Annotated in this window: 15 protein-coding genes and 1 pseudogene; 6 read left to right on the plus strand and 10 right to left on the minus strand. The window is 71.3% G+C overall.

Going from position 1 to position 16,103, the window contains the following annotated elements:
* Window positions 1-63: pseudogene (locus tag MOX02_RS33150) on the minus strand (co-chaperone GroES); the annotation flags it as partial.
* A 211-nt stretch (window positions 64-274) separates the two neighbouring features.
* Here MOX02_RS33150 and MOX02_RS18645 point away from each other — a divergent pair.
* Entirely contained in the window at window positions 275-1,276 is a 1,002-nt protein-coding gene (locus tag MOX02_RS18645) for a magnesium transporter CorA family protein (protein ID WP_147027301.1), read from the plus strand.
* Window positions 1,277-1,283: 7 nt separating this feature from the next.
* Here the strand turns inward: MOX02_RS18645 and MOX02_RS18650 are convergent, their stop codons facing one another.
* The 3 genes from MOX02_RS18650 to MOX02_RS18660 all read right to left on the minus strand — a co-directional run bounded on the left by MOX02_RS18650 (window position 1,284) and on the right by MOX02_RS18660 (window position 5,178).
* On the minus strand, window positions 1,284-1,958 hold the full coding sequence (locus MOX02_RS18650; protein ID WP_170267922.1) for a class I SAM-dependent methyltransferase: 675 nt from the start codon (window positions 1,956-1,958) through the stop codon (window positions 1,284-1,286).
* A gap of 82 nt (window positions 1,959-2,040) precedes the next feature.
* A complete protein-coding gene (glyS, locus tag MOX02_RS18655; protein WP_147027303.1) occupies window positions 2,041-4,149 on the minus strand; it encodes a glycine--tRNA ligase subunit beta in 2,109 nt (702 codons plus the stop codon).
* 93 nt (window positions 4,150-4,242) lie between these two features.
* The gene (locus tag MOX02_RS18660) at window positions 4,243-5,178 is read right to left on the minus strand and encodes a glycine--tRNA ligase subunit alpha (protein ID WP_147027304.1); all 936 of its coding nucleotides are present in this window, start codon (window positions 5,176-5,178) and stop codon (window positions 4,243-4,245) included.
* A gap of 212 nt (window positions 5,179-5,390) precedes the next feature.
* Here MOX02_RS18660 and MOX02_RS18665 point away from each other — a divergent pair, with 212 nt between their 5' ends.
* Window positions 5,391-5,645, plus strand: coding sequence for a hypothetical protein (locus MOX02_RS18665; RefSeq protein ID WP_147027305.1), 255 nt, complete (start codon window positions 5,391-5,393; stop codon window positions 5,643-5,645).
* 7 nt (window positions 5,646-5,652) lie between these two features.
* On the opposite strand, the gene MOX02_RS18670 is transcribed toward MOX02_RS18665, so the two are convergent.
* Window positions 5,653-6,516: a S49 family peptidase gene (locus tag MOX02_RS18670; protein ID WP_147027306.1), complete on the minus strand. Its 864-nt coding sequence runs from the start codon at window positions 6,514-6,516 to the stop codon at window positions 5,653-5,655.
* 203 nt (window positions 6,517-6,719) lie between these two features.
* Here MOX02_RS18670 and MOX02_RS18675 point away from each other — a divergent pair, with 203 nt between their 5' ends.
* Window positions 6,720-7,007, plus strand: a complete 288-nt coding sequence (locus MOX02_RS18675) for a hypothetical protein (protein WP_147027307.1) — start codon at window positions 6,720-6,722, stop codon at window positions 7,005-7,007.
* Here MOX02_RS18675 and MOX02_RS18680 read toward each other — a convergent pair.
* Together MOX02_RS18680 and MOX02_RS18685 are read right to left on the minus strand one after the other, a co-directional pair.
* Window positions 7,001-7,774, minus strand: coding sequence for a tRNA1(Val) (adenine(37)-N6)-methyltransferase (locus MOX02_RS18680; protein WP_147027308.1), 774 nt, complete (start codon window positions 7,772-7,774; stop codon window positions 7,001-7,003). The two genes, MOX02_RS18675 and MOX02_RS18680, sit on opposite strands and share 7 nt — an antisense overlap.
* The gene (locus MOX02_RS18685; protein WP_147027309.1) at window positions 7,758-7,991 is read right to left on the minus strand and encodes a putative signal transducing protein; all 234 of its coding nucleotides are present in this window, start codon (window positions 7,989-7,991) and stop codon (window positions 7,758-7,760) included. Before MOX02_RS18685 ends, MOX02_RS18680 begins: the two co-directional genes overlap by 17 nt.
* A 176-nt stretch (window positions 7,992-8,167) precedes the next feature.
* Here MOX02_RS18685 and MOX02_RS18690 point away from each other — a divergent pair, with 176 nt between their 5' ends.
* A complete protein-coding gene (locus MOX02_RS18690) occupies window positions 8,168-9,190 on the plus strand; it encodes a polyprenyl synthetase family protein (protein ID WP_147027310.1) in 1,023 nt (340 codons plus the stop codon).
* 13 nt (window positions 9,191-9,203) lie between these two features.
* Here the strand turns inward: MOX02_RS18690 and MOX02_RS18695 are convergent, their stop codons facing one another.
* The 3 genes from MOX02_RS18695 to MOX02_RS18705 all read right to left on the minus strand — a co-directional run bounded on the left by MOX02_RS18695 (window position 9,204) and on the right by MOX02_RS18705 (window position 14,013).
* A complete protein-coding gene (locus tag MOX02_RS18695) occupies window positions 9,204-10,079 on the minus strand; it encodes a 4-(cytidine 5'-diphospho)-2-C-methyl-D-erythritol kinase (protein WP_147027311.1) in 876 nt (291 codons plus the stop codon).
* A gap of 215 nt (window positions 10,080-10,294) precedes the next feature.
* Window positions 10,295-12,178, minus strand: coding sequence for a tetratricopeptide repeat protein (locus MOX02_RS18700; RefSeq protein ID WP_147027312.1), 1,884 nt, complete (start codon window positions 12,176-12,178; stop codon window positions 10,295-10,297).
* 161 nt (window positions 12,179-12,339) lie between these two features.
* Window positions 12,340-14,013 carry an electron transfer flavoprotein-ubiquinone oxidoreductase gene (locus MOX02_RS18705; RefSeq protein WP_147027313.1) on the minus strand — a complete coding sequence of 558 codons (1,674 nt, stop codon included), beginning with the start codon at window positions 14,011-14,013 and terminating at the stop codon, window positions 12,340-12,342.
* A gap of 193 nt (window positions 14,014-14,206) precedes the next feature.
* Here MOX02_RS18705 and MOX02_RS18710 point away from each other — a divergent pair, with 193 nt between their 5' ends.
* Complete coding sequence (locus MOX02_RS18710) at window positions 14,207-15,046, plus strand: uracil-DNA glycosylase (protein WP_147027314.1); 840 nt, start codon at window positions 14,207-14,209, stop codon at window positions 15,044-15,046.
* Window positions 15,047-15,141: 95 nt separating this feature from the next.
* Window positions 15,142-16,044: a KPN_02809 family neutral zinc metallopeptidase gene (gene ypfJ / locus MOX02_RS18715; protein WP_147027315.1), complete on the plus strand. Its 903-nt coding sequence runs from the start codon at window positions 15,142-15,144 to the stop codon at window positions 16,042-16,044.
* Window positions 16,045-16,103: the final 59 nt, after the last annotated feature.

The following is a 16,103-nucleotide window of genomic DNA, read 5'->3' on the forward strand; positions in this document are numbered from 1 at the left end:
GGTCTTCTCTTCGCCCTCGATGCGGCGGACGACGACACGGTCGTGCAGCGGACGGAACTTCATGAGCTGCCCTCTTGCTTCGAATTCGCGGGTGACGTTCAAGCGGCGGAACCGACCCGAACCCCGGCTGTTAGCACTCTCGTGGATCGAGTGCCAAAGCTGGCGGCGAGATAGGCGCGTGCGAATTTCGAGTCAAGGCGGTGCCGGGCTTACCGGCGGCGCGTGACGGTGGAATTTCGAGATCCTCCGCTCTCTCCACGGATTCTCCGAACCCATGCTGAGCCTTCACGGACCCGAGAGCGCGCTCGAGCACGCGGCGGCGGCGCGGAGCGGGCTGCCGCCCGACGCGATCTGGATCGACCTCACGGATCCGAGCGCGGACGAGGCCGCGCTCGTCGAGGAGACGACCGGCCTGCGCGTGCCCTCCCGCCAGGCGCTGAGCGAGGTGGAGAGTTCGAGCCGCCTGCGCCGGATCCGGAACGGGCTGTCGCTCTCGACGCCGATGATCACCTTCGACCGGGCCGATTCGGTACTGAAGCCCCTCGGCTTCGTGCTGACGAAGGACCGGATCGTGACGGTGCGCTTCCACGAACTGCGCGCCTTCGCGGAGGTGAAGGCGCGCCTCGCCGACGGCGACGGGCCTGCGGCGAGCAGCACCGAGATCTTCATCCTGTTGATGGAGGAGCTCGTCGACAGCCTCGCCGACGCACTCGAGGAGATGGGCGCCGATCTCGACGCCCTTTCGACGCGGGTCTTCGACTTCGACACGAGCGCCCGGCCGGGTGCGCGGCCGGACGACCGCAAGGCCCCCCGCCGCCGGGACATCGCGCTGCGCCGGATCCTGCGCAGCATCGGGCGGCGGGGCAAGGCCCTCGGCAAGCTGCGTGCGAGCCTGCTCGGCCTGCAGCGCATCGTCCCCTTCGTCGCGGCCGAGTGCGGCAGCTTCGCCGCGGGCGACGCGGACGCGCGCTTCGAGACGCTTCAGCGCGACATCGCCTCTCTCGACGAATTCGAGACGCGGCTGACCGAGAACGTGCAGTTCCTGCTCGACGCGACCCTCGGGCTCATCAACATGGAGCAGAACAACACCTTCCGGATCCTGACCGTGGTCTCGGTGGTGGGCATCCCGCCGACGCTCATCGCCTCCATGTACGGCATGAACTTCAAGCACATGCCGGAACTGGACTGGATCTACGGCTACCCTTATGGCCTCGCGCTCATCGCGGCGAGCGCGCTGGTGCCGGTGGTCTACTTCAAGGTGAAGGGCTGGTTCTGAGCGCCGCTCACGCACCCGCGGCGTAGCGCTCAAGCGTCGCGTAGATCTGCTCGTCTTCGGCGAAGTTCATCGTCGCCACGTAGGTCTCGACGAAATCCTCGTAGGGCATCTCGCCGATCCCGGCGAGCGGCGTCGCGGCGCGCTCGTCGTATTGCTTCGGGTCCCGCCAGACCACCGTCTGGCCGTGGCCGCCGAAGGTGCGGAAATGGTAGAACTTCATCATGCTGCGGATGAAGTAGACGACCTTGAAGACGTCGCCCATCCAGGCCCAGTCGCCGTTCCCGAGCTCGCGGCGCAGGCGGTAGCAGCGCTCCTGATCGGGCAGGGCCGAGAAGTTGTCGTTCGGCACGGTGTCGTCGAACAGCCAGACCGTGCGGTCGTGCGCGAAGGCGAGCGAGTTCAGAAAGTCCCGCAGGGTCTGCTCGAAGGTGTGCAGTCCGTCGAGGTAGATCAGGTCGAAGGGCTCGTAGCGGGCGGAGCGGAAGAAGTCGTCGCTGCCGACCGGGTGGAACCGGGTGCGGTCGTTCTGGTGCGCGGCCGGATCGAACTGGAAGGTCGGGTCGACGGCGACCTTGAAGTCCACGTCCACGTTGAAGAACGTGTGCCCGTGGAAGACGCCGACCTCGAGGTAGCGCCGGGCCCCGCAGATCCGGGCCAGGCGGTTGATCCGCTCATGATGCATCGCGCCGCTCCCCCTCGCCGCGGCCCGGGCCGCAGGCGCTGATAGCACAGGTTGCCGGTGGCTCGCATCGCGGAGAGGCGCGCTACCCCTCGATCCTGGAGAAGTCGGCGACCTCGCGCGTTGCGGCGCGCAGCGCGTTGAGGAGCGCGAGGCGGTTCGCGCGTAGCGCCGGGTCGTCGGCATTGACGGTGACCTTGTCGAAGAAGGCGTCGACCGGCACCCGCAGGCTCGAGAGCGCCCGCATCGCGCCCTCGAAATCCTCCGCGGCGACGGCCGCCGAGGCCGCCGCGCGCGCCGCCGAGAGCGCTTCGGCGAGCGCCTGCTCCTCCGGCAGCCCCTGAGCGATCAGGGCGGCGTCCGGCGGCCCGTCGTAGGCGCGGCCATCCTTCTTCTCCTCGATGCGCAGGATGTTGGCGGCGCGCTTCGCGCCCGCCAGCAGGTTCTTCCCGTCGTCCGTGTCGAGGAAGCGCCCCAGTGCCTCGACGCGGCGCACGACCATCAGGAGGTCGTCCTGACCGGGCAGGGCGAAGACCGCGTCGATCAGGTCGTGCCGGGCGCCCTGGTCGCGGAGGTAGACCTTGAGGCGGTCGGCGAAGAAGGCGAGGAGGTCCACCGCTGCGGCCTCGCCGAGGCCGCCGGCGCCGGCATGGCCGGAGCCTGCCCGGCCGAACGCGGCGGCGAGCGGCAGGCGAAAGCCGCCGGTGACGACGAGCCGGATGACGCCGAGCGCCGCGCGCCGCAGCGCGTACGGATCCTTGCTGCCCGTCGGCTTCTCGTCGATCGCCCAGAAGCCCACCAGCGTGTCGAGCTTGTCGGCGAGCGCCACCGCCACCGAGACCGGGTCGCTCGGCACGCGGTCGGTCGGCCCGAGGGGCTTGTAGTGTTCCTCGATCGCCGCGCAGACGCTGTCGGGCTCGCCCTGGAGCGCCGCGTAGGTGCGCCCCATCAGGCCCTGCAGCTCGGGGAACTCGCCGACCATCTCGGTGACGAGATCGGCCTTGGCGAGGCGCGCCGCGCGCTCGGCGAGGTCGGGGTCGGCGCCGACGCGGGGGGCGAGGTCGCGCGCCAGCGTCGCGATCCGCTGCACGCGCTGGCCCTGCGTGCCGAGCTTCTCGTGGAAGACGATCGTGTCGAGCTTCGGCAGGCGGTCCTCCAGCCGCACCGCCTTGTCGGTCTCCCAGAAGAACTTCGCGTCCGAGAGGCGGGCGCGCACGACGCGCTCGTTGCCGGCGGTGATCGCCTCGCCGCCGTCGCTCGCCACGAGGTTCGAGACCAGAATGAAGGCCGGGGCCAGCGCCTCCGAGCCGCTTTTCCGCAGCACGAAGCACTTCTGGTTGGCGCGGATGGTGGCGCGGATCGCCTCGGCCGGGATGTCGAGGAAGCTCTCGTCGAAGGAGCCCATCAGCACGACGGGCCACTCGACGAGGCCCGCCACCTCCTCAAGCAGCCCCTCGTCCTCGACGAGGTCGAGGCCGCGCGCGAAGGCGAGGTCGCGGGCGTCGTGCAAGATGATATCCTTGCGCCGGTCGGCGTCGAGAACGACCTTGGCGCGCTCCAGCGCCGGCGCGTAGTCGTCGAAGCGGCGCACCTCGAAGGCGCCGGGAGCCAGGAAGCGGTGGCCGACCGTGAGCGTGCCGGCGGCGATCCCGTCGACCGCGACGGGCACCACCTCCGGTGTCTCGGTCTCGGGCCCGAAGGTCGCGACGATCGACTGCAGCGGCCGCACCCAGCGCAGCGCCCCGGCCTGCGCCGACGCGGCGCCCCAGCGCATGGATTTCGGCCAGGGGAAGGTGCGGATGATCTGGGGCAGGATCTCGGCGAGCACGTCGAGGGTCTCGCGGCCCGGCCGCTCGATCACCGCGAGATAGAACGCGCCCTTCTTGGGGTCCGTGACGGTCGTCGCCTCGTCGAGGCTCGCCAGGCCGGCGCTCTTCAGGAAGCCCTGCACCGCGGCGTCCGGCGCGCCGACGCGCGGCCCGCGCCGCTCCTCGCGCACCGCCTCGCCGCGGGGCGGCAGACCGGCGACGTGCAGGGCGAGGCGGCGCGGCGTCGCGAAAGCCTTGGCGCCCTCGTAGAGGAAACCGCGCTCGACGAGGGCGTCTGTGACGAGCTTGCGCAGGTCCTCGGCCGCCCGCCGCTGCATGCGGGCGGGGATCTCTTCGGAGCGGAGTTCGAGGAGGAGGTCGGGCATGGTTCCACCGGCGGCATCGGCCGCGCGCAAGGGATCGGCGAAGCAGGGCTCGTTTAGAGAGCCGCTCCCGCGGTGTCGAGGCGAGGGAAGCGGTCAGGCCGCAGCCGCGCCGCCTCCCTCCGTCCGCAGCCAGGCCGCGCCGCAGGCCTTCGCCAGCTCGCGCACGCGCAGGATGTAGCTCTGCCGCTCGGTCACCGAGATCACGCCGCGTGCGTCGAGCAGGTTGAAGACGTGGCTCGCCTTGATGCACTGGTCGTAGGCCGGCTGCACCATGCGGTGGCGGCCGGCCTCGTCCGCCGGGGCGCCGGCCTCCAGGTAGGCGCGGCACGCCTTCTCCGCGTCGGCGAAGTGGCGGAACAGCATGGCCGTGTCGGCAGCCTCGAAGTTGTGGCGCGAGTATTCCTGCTCGGCCTGAAGGAAGACGTCGCCGTACGTCACCTTGTCGGCGCCGGAGCCGCCGTTGAAGTTGAGGTCGTAGACGTTCTCGACGCCCTGCACGTACATGGCGAGGCGCTCTAGCCCGTAGGTGAGCTCGCCCGCGACCGGCGCGCACTCGAAGCCCGCCACCTGCTGGAAGTAGGTGAACTGGCTCACCTCCATCCCGTCGCACCAGCACTCCCAACCGAGGCCCCAGGCGCCGAGCGTCGGGCTCTCCCAGTCGTCCTCGACGAAGCGGATGTCGTGGAGCGCGAGGTCGACGCCGATGGCCCGCAGCGAGTCGAGGTAGAGGTCCTGCAGGTTTTCCGGGTTCGGCTTCAGGATCACCTGGAACTGGTAATAGTGCTGCAGCCGGTTGGGGTTCTCGCCGTAGCGCCCGTCCTTCGGGCGGCGCGAGGGCTGGACGTAGGCCGCCTTCCAGGGGCGCGGACCGAGCGCCCGCAGGGTCGTGGCCGGATGGAAGGTGCCCGCTCCGACCTCCATGTCGTAGGGCTGGAGGATGACGCAGCCCTGCTCCGCCCAGAATCGCTGGAGCGTGAGGATCAGCCCCTGGAACGAGGCTTTCGGCGCGAGATCGACTTCGCTCGACATCGTGTGATCGGTCCGGGAGGCGGGAGGGAGCGGGTTCGGAGCGTTTAAGTGTGCGTCCCGGGGTGTCAAGCGCGCGGGGTCGTGCGTCGACGCACACAATTCGGCCGCAATCCGGTCAAGATCCGGAACTGCCAAGCCCCCGGCCAAGTTAATCGTGCAACCAGGGGACGACGCGCCGCCCTCGAGCGGCCATAAGCTTCGGACGACCAGTCATGCGCAAGGGTTTCACAGTTTTCGCCGCTCTCGTGGCGGCCTCTCTCTTGGCCACGCCGCTCGTCATGGGCGCGAGCAACGCGCTCGCCACGTCGGAGGAGGCCTTCGCGGTCGAGAAGCCGGTCGCGGTGATGCCGGTGGAGGTCGCCCCCATCGCGACGCAGAGCCTGCCCGAGACCTGCACCCGCAAGGTGCGCGTGGTCTACAGCGGCTACGGCGCGCCCCAGGGCGGCTGCGCGGCGCCGGCGCGCTGAGGCGCGCTCACAGGCCGAAGCGGGCCCAGGCCGCGCGCTCCTCGACTGCGGCGAGCGCCTCCTCGGCCAGTCCCGCACCGATGCCGCCGGGCGTCGTCCGCCGGAGCAGGCGGGCGACGAGCGAGCCCTTCGCCTCCGCGACCATCTTCAGGTCCACCGTCTCGCCGAAGCGCGCCCGCATCGTGGAGCGCACGTCGCCGAGGGCGTCGACGAGGCCGAGGTCGAGGGCCTGCCGGCCCGTCCAGATCGCGCCCGTGAACAGGTTCTCGCCGTCGCGTGCGAGCCCCGGGCGGCGCTCCGTGACGAGGCGCGTGAACACCTCCTGCACGTCGGCCTGGATGCGCTTCAGGCGCGCCACGTCGTCCGGGTTCTCGGGCCGGAACGGGTCGAGCATCGCCTTGGCCTCGCCCTGCGTGTGGACGCGCCGCTCGACGCCGATCCGCTCGATCAGCCGATCGAAGCCGAAGCCCGCCGAGACGACGCCGATCGAGCCGACGACGGAGGTCGGGTCGGCGACGATCTCGTCGGCCGCGCAGGCGATCATGTAGCCACCCGAGGCCGCCACATCCTCCACGAAAGCGATCACCGGCACCTTCTTCTCGGCGGCGAGCGCCCGGATGCGGCGGTGGATGAGGTGCGACTGCGCGGGCGAGCCGCCGGGCGAGTTGATCAGGAGTGCCACCGCGGCGAGGCCCTTCATGCCGAAGGCGCGCTCCAGGCTGCCGGCCACCGTGCCGATCGAGAGGCCGGGCCGCAGCGGCGACACCGCTCCGATCGCCCCGCTCAGGCGCACCACCGCCACGCGCGGCGGCCGCTCCCGGAACCGTCGCGGCAGGAGGGCTCGGACGGGCGCGGGGAGGGAGACGGCCATGGATCCTCTCGCTGAAGCGGCTCAGTGCTGACCCGCAGGTGGGCTCTGCGTAGTCCACCGCAAGGCTTCACACCATCGTGGCGAAGTACGGCAGCGAACGATTTCCCGCGCCCGGCCGTTTCACGCCCGTCGCGACGGCCACCGCCCGGGCGCGCGGCGCTCATTCGAACGGGCGGGTGGATCCTGGGAGGAGTCAACACGCCATGCGTGCCTGGATAATGGGATTTCTGCTGTCTCTCGCGGTGCTCGGCGGCGCCGCGGGCTTCAGCGCACCGACGCAGGCGGCGCCGCTGCCGGTCGCCTCGGGCGTCGCCGAGACGGGGGGGAGCGCGCTCGTGACGGAGGCGCGCTGGCGCCATCGCCGCCACTGGCACCGCCATCACGGCTGGCGGCGTCACCACTGGCGGCGCCACCATCACTGGCGGCGCCATCACCATTGGCGCCGGCACCATTACCACCGTCGCCACTACGGCTGGCGCCCGTTCTACTGATCCTCGCCCATCTCCATCGCGGCGCCCTCGCCGCGGTGGAGCGCCGCGTTCTCCGGCGTGAAGCGCCCGTCGGCCTCCTCGAGGACGAGGGGCGGCAACAGGCGGAAGGGGCCGCGGCTCCCCATCGTGCCGGCGACGAGGACGCGGATCGCGGGCCGCTCCGCGCGGGCGTGGACCGGGCGCACGCGGAGCGAGCCGAAGCGGTTCCCGAGGGCGTCGAGACAGGCCGGCAGGGCGTCGGCGCGGTGGATCAGGCCGAGGCGCCCGCCCGGTCGCGCCACGTCCGCGCAGGTCCGCAGCCACGCCTCGAGCGCGCCCGCCTCGAAGCTGTGCGCCGACGCCTTTCCGTCGCGGGGCGAGGGCCGGTGCCGCCCGGCCTCCAGGAAGGGCGGGTTCGTCAGCACGACGTCCGCGGAATCGGGGACGAGCCCTGCCTCGCGCCGCACGGCGGCAGGCGCCAGGATGTCGGCCTCGCGGACCTCGACCCGGTCTTCGAGCCCGTTCTCCGCGATGTTGCGGCGCGCGAGGTCGGCGAGCGCAGGCTCCCGCTCCACCAGGACGACCCGGCTCTCCGGCGCGCGCAGCGCGCAGGCGAGCCCGACGAGGCCGCTGGAGGCGCCGAGGTCCAGGATGACGGACCCGGGCCGCGGCCGGAACAGGGTCGCGAGCAGCACCGCGTCGGTTCCCGCGCGGTGCGACCCGCGCGGGGGCTGGTGGAGGCGCAGGCGGCCGCCGAGGACGAGGTCGGGCTCAGCCGTCGCGCTCATCGCGCAGCTCGTGGGCGAGCCCGACATCGGTGAGGAGGCGCCGTGCCTGGCGGGCGTGATCGTGCGGCACGAGGAGGCGGCGCGGGAACGCCCCGATCGTGCCCTCCATCAGGCTCATGTGCTCGTCCGCGACGAGGACCGGGATCGCCGCGCCCTCCAGGAGCGAGCGGGCGAAGCCGATGAGGACGATGTCGTTGGTGCGGATCAGCTCGATCATGGCAGGCTTCGGGCGAGGACGGCGCATTCGCCGCGTACAGGTTCCGGACGAGCCGCGCCATATCGGATGCGATCCGCCTCTCCGTCGGGGACCGCGTGTTGCAGCGCTACCGGCCGCGTGCGAAGGGGTGCCGGACGTCTCGTCGTGAAGCTCGCCTGGCCGGGAGGCATGGGACCTTGGGTGTCGTCGTATCCTTCGATGAGGGCCGCTCCGATCCGGAAGCGAGCCTGACCGACCTCGTCGCGCTCGTCGCCGGCGGCATGGAGCGCGTCAACGGGATGATCCTGTCGCGCACGGGTTCAGACGTGGCGATGATCCCGGAGGTGGCCAACCACCTGATCGCGTCCGGCGGCAAGCGCCTGCGGCCGATCCTCACGCTGGCGACCGCCGACCTCTGCGGCTACGCGGGCGGGGACGGCGCCGTGAAGCTCGCGGCCAGCGTCGAGTTCATGCACACGGCGACGCTCCTGCACGACGACGTGGTGGACGAGAGCGAGATGCGTCGCGGACGCGTCGCGGCCCGCATCAACTGGGGCAATCAGGCGAGCGTGCTCGTCGGCGACTTCCTGCTGGGGCAGGCGTTCCGCATGATGGTCGAGGTCGGCTCGCTGCGGGCCCTCGACATCCTCTCGGCGGCCGCCACCGTGATCGCCGAGGGCGAGGTGATGCAGCTCACCGCCGCCAAGAACACGGAGACCAGCGAGGACGAGTATCTCGCCGTGATCCGCGCCAAGACCGCGGAGCTGTTCGCCGCGGCCTGCGAGGTCGGCCCCGTTCTGGCCGACCGGCCGCGGGCAGAGCAGGCCGCGTGCCGCTCCTACGGCATGAATCTCGGCATCGCCTTCCAGCTCATCGACGACGTGCTCGATTACGGCGGGACCAGCGCCAGCCTCGGCAAGAACGTCGGCGACGATTTTCGCGAGGGCAAGATCACCCTGCCGATCGTGCTGTCCTTCCGCCGCGGCACGGACGAGGAGCGGGCCTTCTGGCGCCGCACCCTGGAGCAGGGCGAGGTCGGCGCGGGCGATCTGGAGACCGCGCGCGCGATCCTGCGGCGTCACCGGGCCCTGGAGGACACGGTGGAGCGGGCCCGCCACTACGGCGCGATGGCCCGCGACGCGCTCGCCCTCTTCCCCAACAGCCGCATGAAGACGGCCCTGCTGCAGGTCGTCGATTTCTGCATCGCCCGGGCGCACTGACGCCGGGGAGAGCCTACCGCAGCATCGTCGGCGCGACCCACCATCCGGGCATCGCGACAGCGATCGTCCGGGCTGCCGCCGCCGCCCGGCCGCGATCGGCGAAGATTCCGAACACGGTGGCGCCGGAGCCCGACATCCGCGCGAGCCGGCATCCGTCCTGCGCCCGCAGGGCGGCGAGGGCCTCGCCGATCACCGGCGCGACGGTGAGGGCGGGCGCTTCCAGGTCGTTGCGTGCCGGACCGATCAGGTCGAGCAGGCCGTCGAGGCCGAGGTCCTGCGCCACGTCCGGATGCTCCGCGCCGGCGCGCATCTCGCCGCGCTCAAGGCCCAACGCCTCGAAGACCGGCGCGGTCGAGACCGGCACGCCGGGGTTGATGAGCACGGAGGGCACGGCGGCGAGACCGAGCGGCCGGCCGATCGTCTCGCCCGCACCGCGCATCATCCGCGCCCGGGGCTCCAGGCACACGGGCACGTCGGCGCCGGTCGCCCGCGCGGACTCGACGACGGCGGGATGGTCGAGAGAGAGGCCGTTCGCCTCGGCGAGGAGACGGAGCGCCGCCGCCGCGTCCGAGGAGCCGCCGCCGATCCCCGCCGCCACCGGCAGCCGCTTCTCCAGGCGGAACCGGCCGGCGCGCAGGCCGGGCACGCGATCCGCGAGGTTTCGGGCCGCCCGCAGCACGAGGTTGTCCGCGTTCGGGCCGGCCGGTCCCGCGGTCGGCCCCGAGATCGCGAGGTCGAGCGCGTCGCCCGGATCCAGGGCGAGGTGGTCGCTCACGCCGGCGAAGGCCACGAGGCTCTCCAGCGCGTGGTAGCCGTCGGATTCGCGGCGGCCGAGCACGTGCAGGGTGAGGTTGATCTTCGCCGGGGCGCGGGTGGCGAGGCTGGTCATGGATCCGCGAGGGTGAGTGGGAAGGGGCGGGCGCCTCATCCTCGGGCGTCCTTCGGCGATCCGCAGCGCGGCCGCGCGGGCGAATGCGGAGATCCGCGGCGGACCCTCCGCGGGTAACCTTCGCGGCCCGCCGGCGCGGGCACCTCAGGACGAGGGCGTGGGACGAGGCGCGTCGGGCGCGAAGATCGGCGAAGCGGCCAGGGACGGCGTCGCTCTCAGCTGCCGCCCTTCTTTTTCGCCTTGTCGGCGGCGCCCGGCGGCTCGTTCGGAGCCGGCGCACCCTTCGGCAGTTCCGGGTTCTCCGGGTTGTGCGGAGCCGCGACAGGGGCGGGCGGATTCTCGGCGGTGGCGGTCGGCTTCTCCACGTCCGGGAGGCCGTTCTTCAGCTTCTCGTTGATCTTCTCGAGCTCCTCCGGCTCGGGGTTCAGGTCCTTGGCGTGCTGCCACTGGAACTTGCCCTCGAGCCGGCGGCCGGCGCGCCAGTAGGCGTCGCCCAGATGGTCGTTGATCGTCGGGTCGCCGGGCTTCAGCTCGACGGCCTTCTCCAGCTCGCGCACGGCGTCGTCCCAGCGGCCGAGGCGGTAATAGGCCCAGCCCAGGCTGTCGATGATCATACCGTCGCGCGGGCTCGCATCGACGGCCTGCTTCAGCATCTTGAAGGCCTCGTCGATGTTCATGTTCTGGTCGACCCAGGAATAGGCGAGGTAGTTCAGAACCTGCGCCTTGGCGCTGAGCTGGCTCGGCGGCACGAGCTCGAGCGCCTTCTTGAGGTCGGCCTCCGCCTTCGGCCACTGCTTGGCCCGCTCGTAGGCGGTGCCGCGGAAGTAGAAGGTGGTCCAGTAGTTCTGGATCGGCCGGTCGCCGATCAGCTCGATGGCGCGGGTGTAGGTGGCCGCGGCGTCCTCGTACTTCTTGCGGGAGCGCTGAACGTTGCCGAGCGCGGTGATCACGTCGATGTCGTTCGGATGCGCCTTCATCGCCGCGTCGAGATGGGCGAGCGCCTCGTCGCCCTTGCCCATCTGCTCAAGGTTCAGGCCGATCTGGATGTCGGCGTTGAGCTTGAGGGGCGAGCTCGCCGGGATCTGCGCGTAGGCGTCGTTCGCGCGCTCGGGCTGCTTCATCCGGTCGAGCGTGTCGGCGAGCGTGAGGCGGGCGAGCGCGTGTTCGGGGGCGAGGTAGAGGGCGAGCCGCAGGTAGACCACGGCCGGAAGCTCGTCGCCCTGGGTCGAGCCCGCCGAGCCGAGGCCGTAGAGCACCTCGGCGGCACCCTCCTGCGCGGTGTTGATGAGGCGCGGCAGGGGCTTGCCCGCCTTCAGCTTGTCGAGGGCGTCCCGGATGATCGGGTGGCGCGGCAGCAGGTTGTCGAACTCGGTGTAGGCCTGGATCGCGAGGTCGGTGCGGCCAGCCTGCGCCTCGAACCGCGCGTAGGCATCGACGATCCGCAGGGTGTTGCGGTCGGTCTCGTAGGCGGCCCTGAGGCGGCGATCGGCCTCCGCCTGGTCGCCGACGAGGCTCGCGATGAGGCCGGCGTGATAGTCGCGGAAGGTGTTGTAGTAGCGCTCGCCCTTGAGCTTCGAGACGGTCTCCAGCGCGCGCTTGCCGTCGCCCGCGCCCGCGTAGGCCCAGGCCGTCAGGAGCGTGGCGGTGAGGTCGGCCGCCGCGCCGCGCCCGCTGCGGGCGAGGTTCTGGCGCGCGCCGGCCCACTGGCCCGCCTTGATCTGGCGGACGCCGAGGGCGAGCTGGGCGAGGCCGTTCGCGCCGTCGCGCGTGGTCAGGCGCTCGGCGGCGCGGAAGGCGTCGGGCAGGGCGCCGTCGGCCAGCATCGACACGAAGGCGCGCTCCAGGAGCTCGGCGTTGCGCGGGTCGGCCTTCACGGCCTCCCGGTAGAAGCTCGCCGCCGCGGCGGTGTCGCGGGAGACGCCGGCGATGTAGGCGGAGAGGAAGTTGCCCTCGAGCGATTCCGCCGGCTCGTACTCCAGGATCGGGGTCGACTCGCGCGGCTGCGCGGCCAGCGCGACGACCGAGAGCGGCAGCGCGCCGCCGAGCGTGAGGGCGAGCGCCGACGCGGTGCGGCGGGCGGTCTTTCCGAGTGTGGGCACCAGTCACAGCTCCTGCGTGCGCGGCCCCATCGCCGGGCCGGCGCCGATGTGGCGGGGACAGTGGACTCTTCCCGCCATGGCCGCAAGGCGAAAGGATGACGCCTCCGCGGCCGGCCGCGGACCGCGCCGCGAGCGGCTCCGCGGTCGCGCGCGGCCCGACTTCACATGTTCGGGTAGTTCGGCCCGCCGGGCCCCTCGGGGGTCACCCAGTTGATGTTCTGGTTCGGATCCTTGATGTCGCAGGTCTTGCAGTGAACGCAGTTCTGCGCGTTGATCTGGTAGCGCACGCCGTCGCCGGCGGAGGCGTCCTCCACCCATTCGTAGACGCCGGCCGGGCAGTAGCGGGCCGAGGGACCGCCGAACACGTCGTGCTCGGAGCTCTTCTGCAGCCCCATGTCCTTCACCTTGAGGTGGGGCGGCTGGTCCTCCTCGTGGTTGGTGTTCGACAGGTAGACCGAGGAGAGCCGGTCGAAGGTGAGCTTCCCGTCCGGCTTCGGGTAGAGGATCGGCGTCACCTCCGCGAGCGGCTTGAGGCAGGCATGGTCCGGCTTGCCGTGCTTGAGCGTGCCGAAGGGCGAGGCGTTGAAGACCGAGGTCGCCCACATGTCGATGCCGCCGAGCCCGACGCCGACGAGCGTGCCGTAGCGCGACCACAGCGGCTTGACGTTGCGGACCGCCTTGAGGTCGCGCCCGATCGGGCTCGCGCGCCAGCCGGCCTCGTACTCCGTCAGCTCGTCGCCCTGCCGGCCGGCGGCGAGGGCCGCGGCGATGGCGTCGGCCGCCTGCATGCCGGAGAGCACCGCGTTGTGCGAGCCCTTGATGCGCGGCACGTTCACGAAGCCCGCGGAGTCGCCGACGAGGCAGCCGCCGGGGAAGACGAGCTTCGGCACGGACTGCCAGCCGCCCTCCATGATGGCGCGCGCGCCGTAGCCGATGCGCTTGGCCCCCTCGAACACGTCCCGGATCATCGGGTGCGTCTTGAAGCGCTGGAACTCATCGAAGGGCGAGAGGGTCGGGTTCTCGTAGTTCAGATGCGTGACGAACCCGACCGAGAGGAGGTGGTCGTCGAAGTGGTAGAGCCAGGAGCCGCCGCCCGCCTTGTTGGGCAGCGGCCAGCCCATCGTGTGCTGCACGAGGCCGGGCTGGAACTTCTCGGGCTTGAGCTGCCACAGCTCCTTGACGCCGATCCCGTACTTCTGGTGGTCCCTGTCCGCGTTGAGCTTGAACCGATCGACCAGCGTCTTGGTCAGGGAACCCCGCGCGCCCTCGCCGAAGACCGTGTACTTGGCGCGCAGCTCCATGCCGCGGGTGAAGTCCTCGCGCGGCTTGCCGGAGCGGCCGATGCCGAGATCGCCCGTGGCGACGCCGACGACGGCGCCGCGCTCGTCGTAGAGCACCTCCGAGGCCGGAAAGCCGGGGTAGATCTCGACACCGAGCTCTTCCGCCTTGCGGCCGAGATACTTCGTGACGTTCGAGAGCGAGCCGACGAAGTTGCCGTGGTTCGACATCAGGCGCGGGAAGAACACGTTCGGCAGGCCGACGCCGCTGTTCTTCGTCAGGAACATGAACTCGTCGCGCTCGACCGCCGTCTTCAGCGGACGCTCCGGATCGTCGCGCCACTCGGGGAGGAGCGTGTCGAGCCCGAGCGGATCGACCACCGCGCCCGACAGGATGTGCGCGCCGACCTCGGACCCCTTCTCGACCACGACGACGCTGATCTCGTTGCCCGACTCGGCGGCGATCTGGCGCAGGCGGATGGCGGCGGCGAGGCCCGCGGGCCCGGCGCCCACGATCACCACGTCGAAATCCATCCCCTCGCGTTCGGGAAGCGCCATGCCGTGTCCTCCTGCCGCCGTGCCCGCTGCGTCATCCGCGCAGAGCCGGCTCATCTCATCTTCGGTCTCTCTCAACCCGTTCCAAGGTAGGAACGCAAGTGCGAATGGACAGGCTTGCGGAAAGGTCGCGGCCAATGCTCAGATCTTCGCGCGCACGTTGTCCACAGGCATTCGGAACACCACATTCCGCATCATGACTTCGCCCGCAGACGACGAGCGCGATCTGATCTCGCTGCTCGACTTCCACATCGAGTCCGGCGCCGACGCCGCCCTCGACGAGCGCCCGCACGACCGCTTCGGCGAGGCGGAGGAGCCGCCGCCCGAGCGCAGCGCGGCGGCCCCGACGCGCGTGCAGCCCGAGCCGGCCCGCGCCCCGGCCAGGGCCGCGCCGCCGCGCACCTTCGGCCAGTCCGCCGCCGCCAAGCCGGACGAGGCCGCGGGCGATGCCCGAGCGCGGGCCGGCGAGACGAGGACGCTGGAGGAGCTCGAGGCGCTGCTCGCCGGGTTCGACGGCTGCCCCCTCAAGTTCACGGCCAAGAACCTCGTCTTCGCGGACGGCAACCCGGCGGCGCGGGTGATGTTCGTGGGCGAGGCGCCGGGCGCCGACGAGGACCGGGTCGGCAAGCCCTTCATGGGCCGCTCCGGCCAGCTCCTCGACCGGATGATGGCGGCGATCGGCCTCGACCGGTCGAGCGCCTACATCGCCAACATCGTGCCCTGGCGGCCGCCCGGCAACCGCAACCCGACGCCCCAGGAGGTGTCGGTCTGCAAGCCCTTCATCGAGCGGCAGATCGAGCTCGCTGACCCGGACCTCATCGTCTGCCTCGGCAGCCCGGCCACCCAGACGCTCACGGGCACGAAGGACGGCATCCTGAAGGCGCGCGGGCGCTTCTACCCCTACCGCCTGGGCGACCGCGAGGTGCGGGCGCTGGCGACGCTGCACCCGGCCTACCTGCTGCGCCAGCCGGTGCAGAAGCGGCTGGCCTGGCGCGATTTCCGGCTGCTGCGCGCGGCGCTCGACGGCAAGGCTTGAAACGGGCGTGCCCTTCGGCCAAGCGGAACCGTAGCTCCGGTGCGGCCATTGATTGGTCGGTCGCCGGCGGGTGACCTGTAACGGGTGGTGCGGCCATGCGCTGGGAAGATTTTCGCAGTTCCGACAATGTCGAGGACAGGCGCGGCGGCGGCGGCGGCGGCTTCGGCTTCCCCGGCGGCGGGGCGGGCGGCCTCGGCATCGGCACCATCGTCATCCTGATGATCATCGGCTGGGTCACCGGCATCAACCCCGCCATCCTGATCGGCGGCGCCGAGCAGATGACCGGCGGGCGCGAGCGCCAGGAGCAGGTGGACCCGCAGACCCAGCAGCGCCGGCGCACGCCGCCGAGCGACCAGGCCGGGCAGTTCGCCTCGAAGATCCTCGGCAACACCGAGGACGTCTGGAGCACCATCCTGCCGAACCAGACGGGCAAGCAGTACCCGCCGACCCGCCTCGTGCTCTACCAGGGCGGCACCCGCAGCGGCTGCGGCTCGGCCCAGGCGGCGATGGGCCCGTTCTACTGCCCGCTCGACAAGAAGATCTACCTCGACACCTCTTTCTTCCAGGAGATGGCGCAGAAATTCCGTGTGAAGGGCGACTTCGCCTACGCCTACGTCATCGCGCACGAGGTCGGCCACCACGTCCAGGACGTGCTCGGCATCCTCGGCAAGGTCCAGGCCCGGCAGCAGCAGGCGTCGAGCAAGGGCGAGGCGAACCAGCTCTCGGTTCGCGTCGAGCTGATGGCCGACTGCCTCGCGGGCGTCTGGGCGAAGAACTCGGACGACCGCTTCAACGCTCTGGAGCCGGGCGATATCGAGGAGGCGCTGCAGGCGGCGAGCGCCATCGGCGACGACAAGCTGCAGGAACGCAGCCAGGGCTACGTGGTGCCCGATTCCTTCACGCATGGCTCGTCCGAGCAGCGCATGCGCTGGTTCATGACCGGCTACAAGAGCGGCCAGACCAAGTCCTGCGACACCTTCCGCACCGCTCGGAACTGACCGGGCGCGCCGTGCTCCCTCTCCCGGGTGGGAGAGGCAGGTTGGCGGTAGGAATATCC

The sequence above is a fragment of the Methylobacterium oxalidis genome (assembly GCF_007992195.1).
Taxonomy (GTDB): Bacteria; Pseudomonadota; Alphaproteobacteria; order Rhizobiales; family Beijerinckiaceae; genus Methylobacterium; species Methylobacterium oxalidis.

What these genes read in the sequence shown, in the direction of transcription:
- MOX02_RS18645 (WP_147027301.1), top strand. Translation starts at nt 275, where the DNA reads ATGCTGAGCCTTCACGGACCCGAGAGCGCGCTCGAGCACGCGGCGGCG.
- MOX02_RS18650 (WP_170267922.1), bottom strand. Translation starts at nt 1,958, where the DNA reads ATGCATCATGAGCGGATCAACCGCCTGGCCCGGATCTGCGGGGCCCGG.
- glyS (WP_147027303.1), bottom strand. Translation starts at nt 4,149, where the DNA reads ATGCCCGACCTCCTCCTCGAACTCCGCTCCGAAGAGATCCCCGCCCGC.
- MOX02_RS18660 (WP_147027304.1), bottom strand. Translation starts at nt 5,178, where the DNA reads ATGTCGAGCGAAGTCGATCTCGCGCCGAAAGCCTCGTTCCAGGGGCTG.
- MOX02_RS18665 (WP_147027305.1), top strand. Translation starts at nt 5,391, where the DNA reads ATGCGCAAGGGTTTCACAGTTTTCGCCGCTCTCGTGGCGGCCTCTCTC.
- MOX02_RS18670 (WP_147027306.1), bottom strand. Translation starts at nt 6,516, where the DNA reads ATGGCCGTCTCCCTCCCCGCGCCCGTCCGAGCCCTCCTGCCGCGACGG.
- MOX02_RS18675 (WP_147027307.1), top strand. Translation starts at nt 6,720, where the DNA reads ATGCGTGCCTGGATAATGGGATTTCTGCTGTCTCTCGCGGTGCTCGGC.
- MOX02_RS18680 (WP_147027308.1), bottom strand. Translation starts at nt 7,774, where the DNA reads ATGAGCGCGACGGCTGAGCCCGACCTCGTCCTCGGCGGCCGCCTGCGC.
- MOX02_RS18685 (WP_147027309.1), bottom strand. Translation starts at nt 7,991, where the DNA reads ATGATCGAGCTGATCCGCACCAACGACATCGTCCTCATCGGCTTCGCC.
- MOX02_RS18695 (WP_147027311.1), bottom strand. Translation starts at nt 10,079, where the DNA reads ATGACCAGCCTCGCCACCCGCGCCCCGGCGAAGATCAACCTCACCCTG.
- MOX02_RS18705 (WP_147027313.1), bottom strand. Translation starts at nt 14,013, where the DNA reads ATGGCGCTTCCCGAACGCGAGGGGATGGATTTCGACGTGGTGATCGTG.
- MOX02_RS18710 (WP_147027314.1), top strand. Translation starts at nt 14,207, where the DNA reads ATGACTTCGCCCGCAGACGACGAGCGCGATCTGATCTCGCTGCTCGAC.
- ypfJ (WP_147027315.1), top strand. Translation starts at nt 15,142, where the DNA reads ATGCGCTGGGAAGATTTTCGCAGTTCCGACAATGTCGAGGACAGGCGC.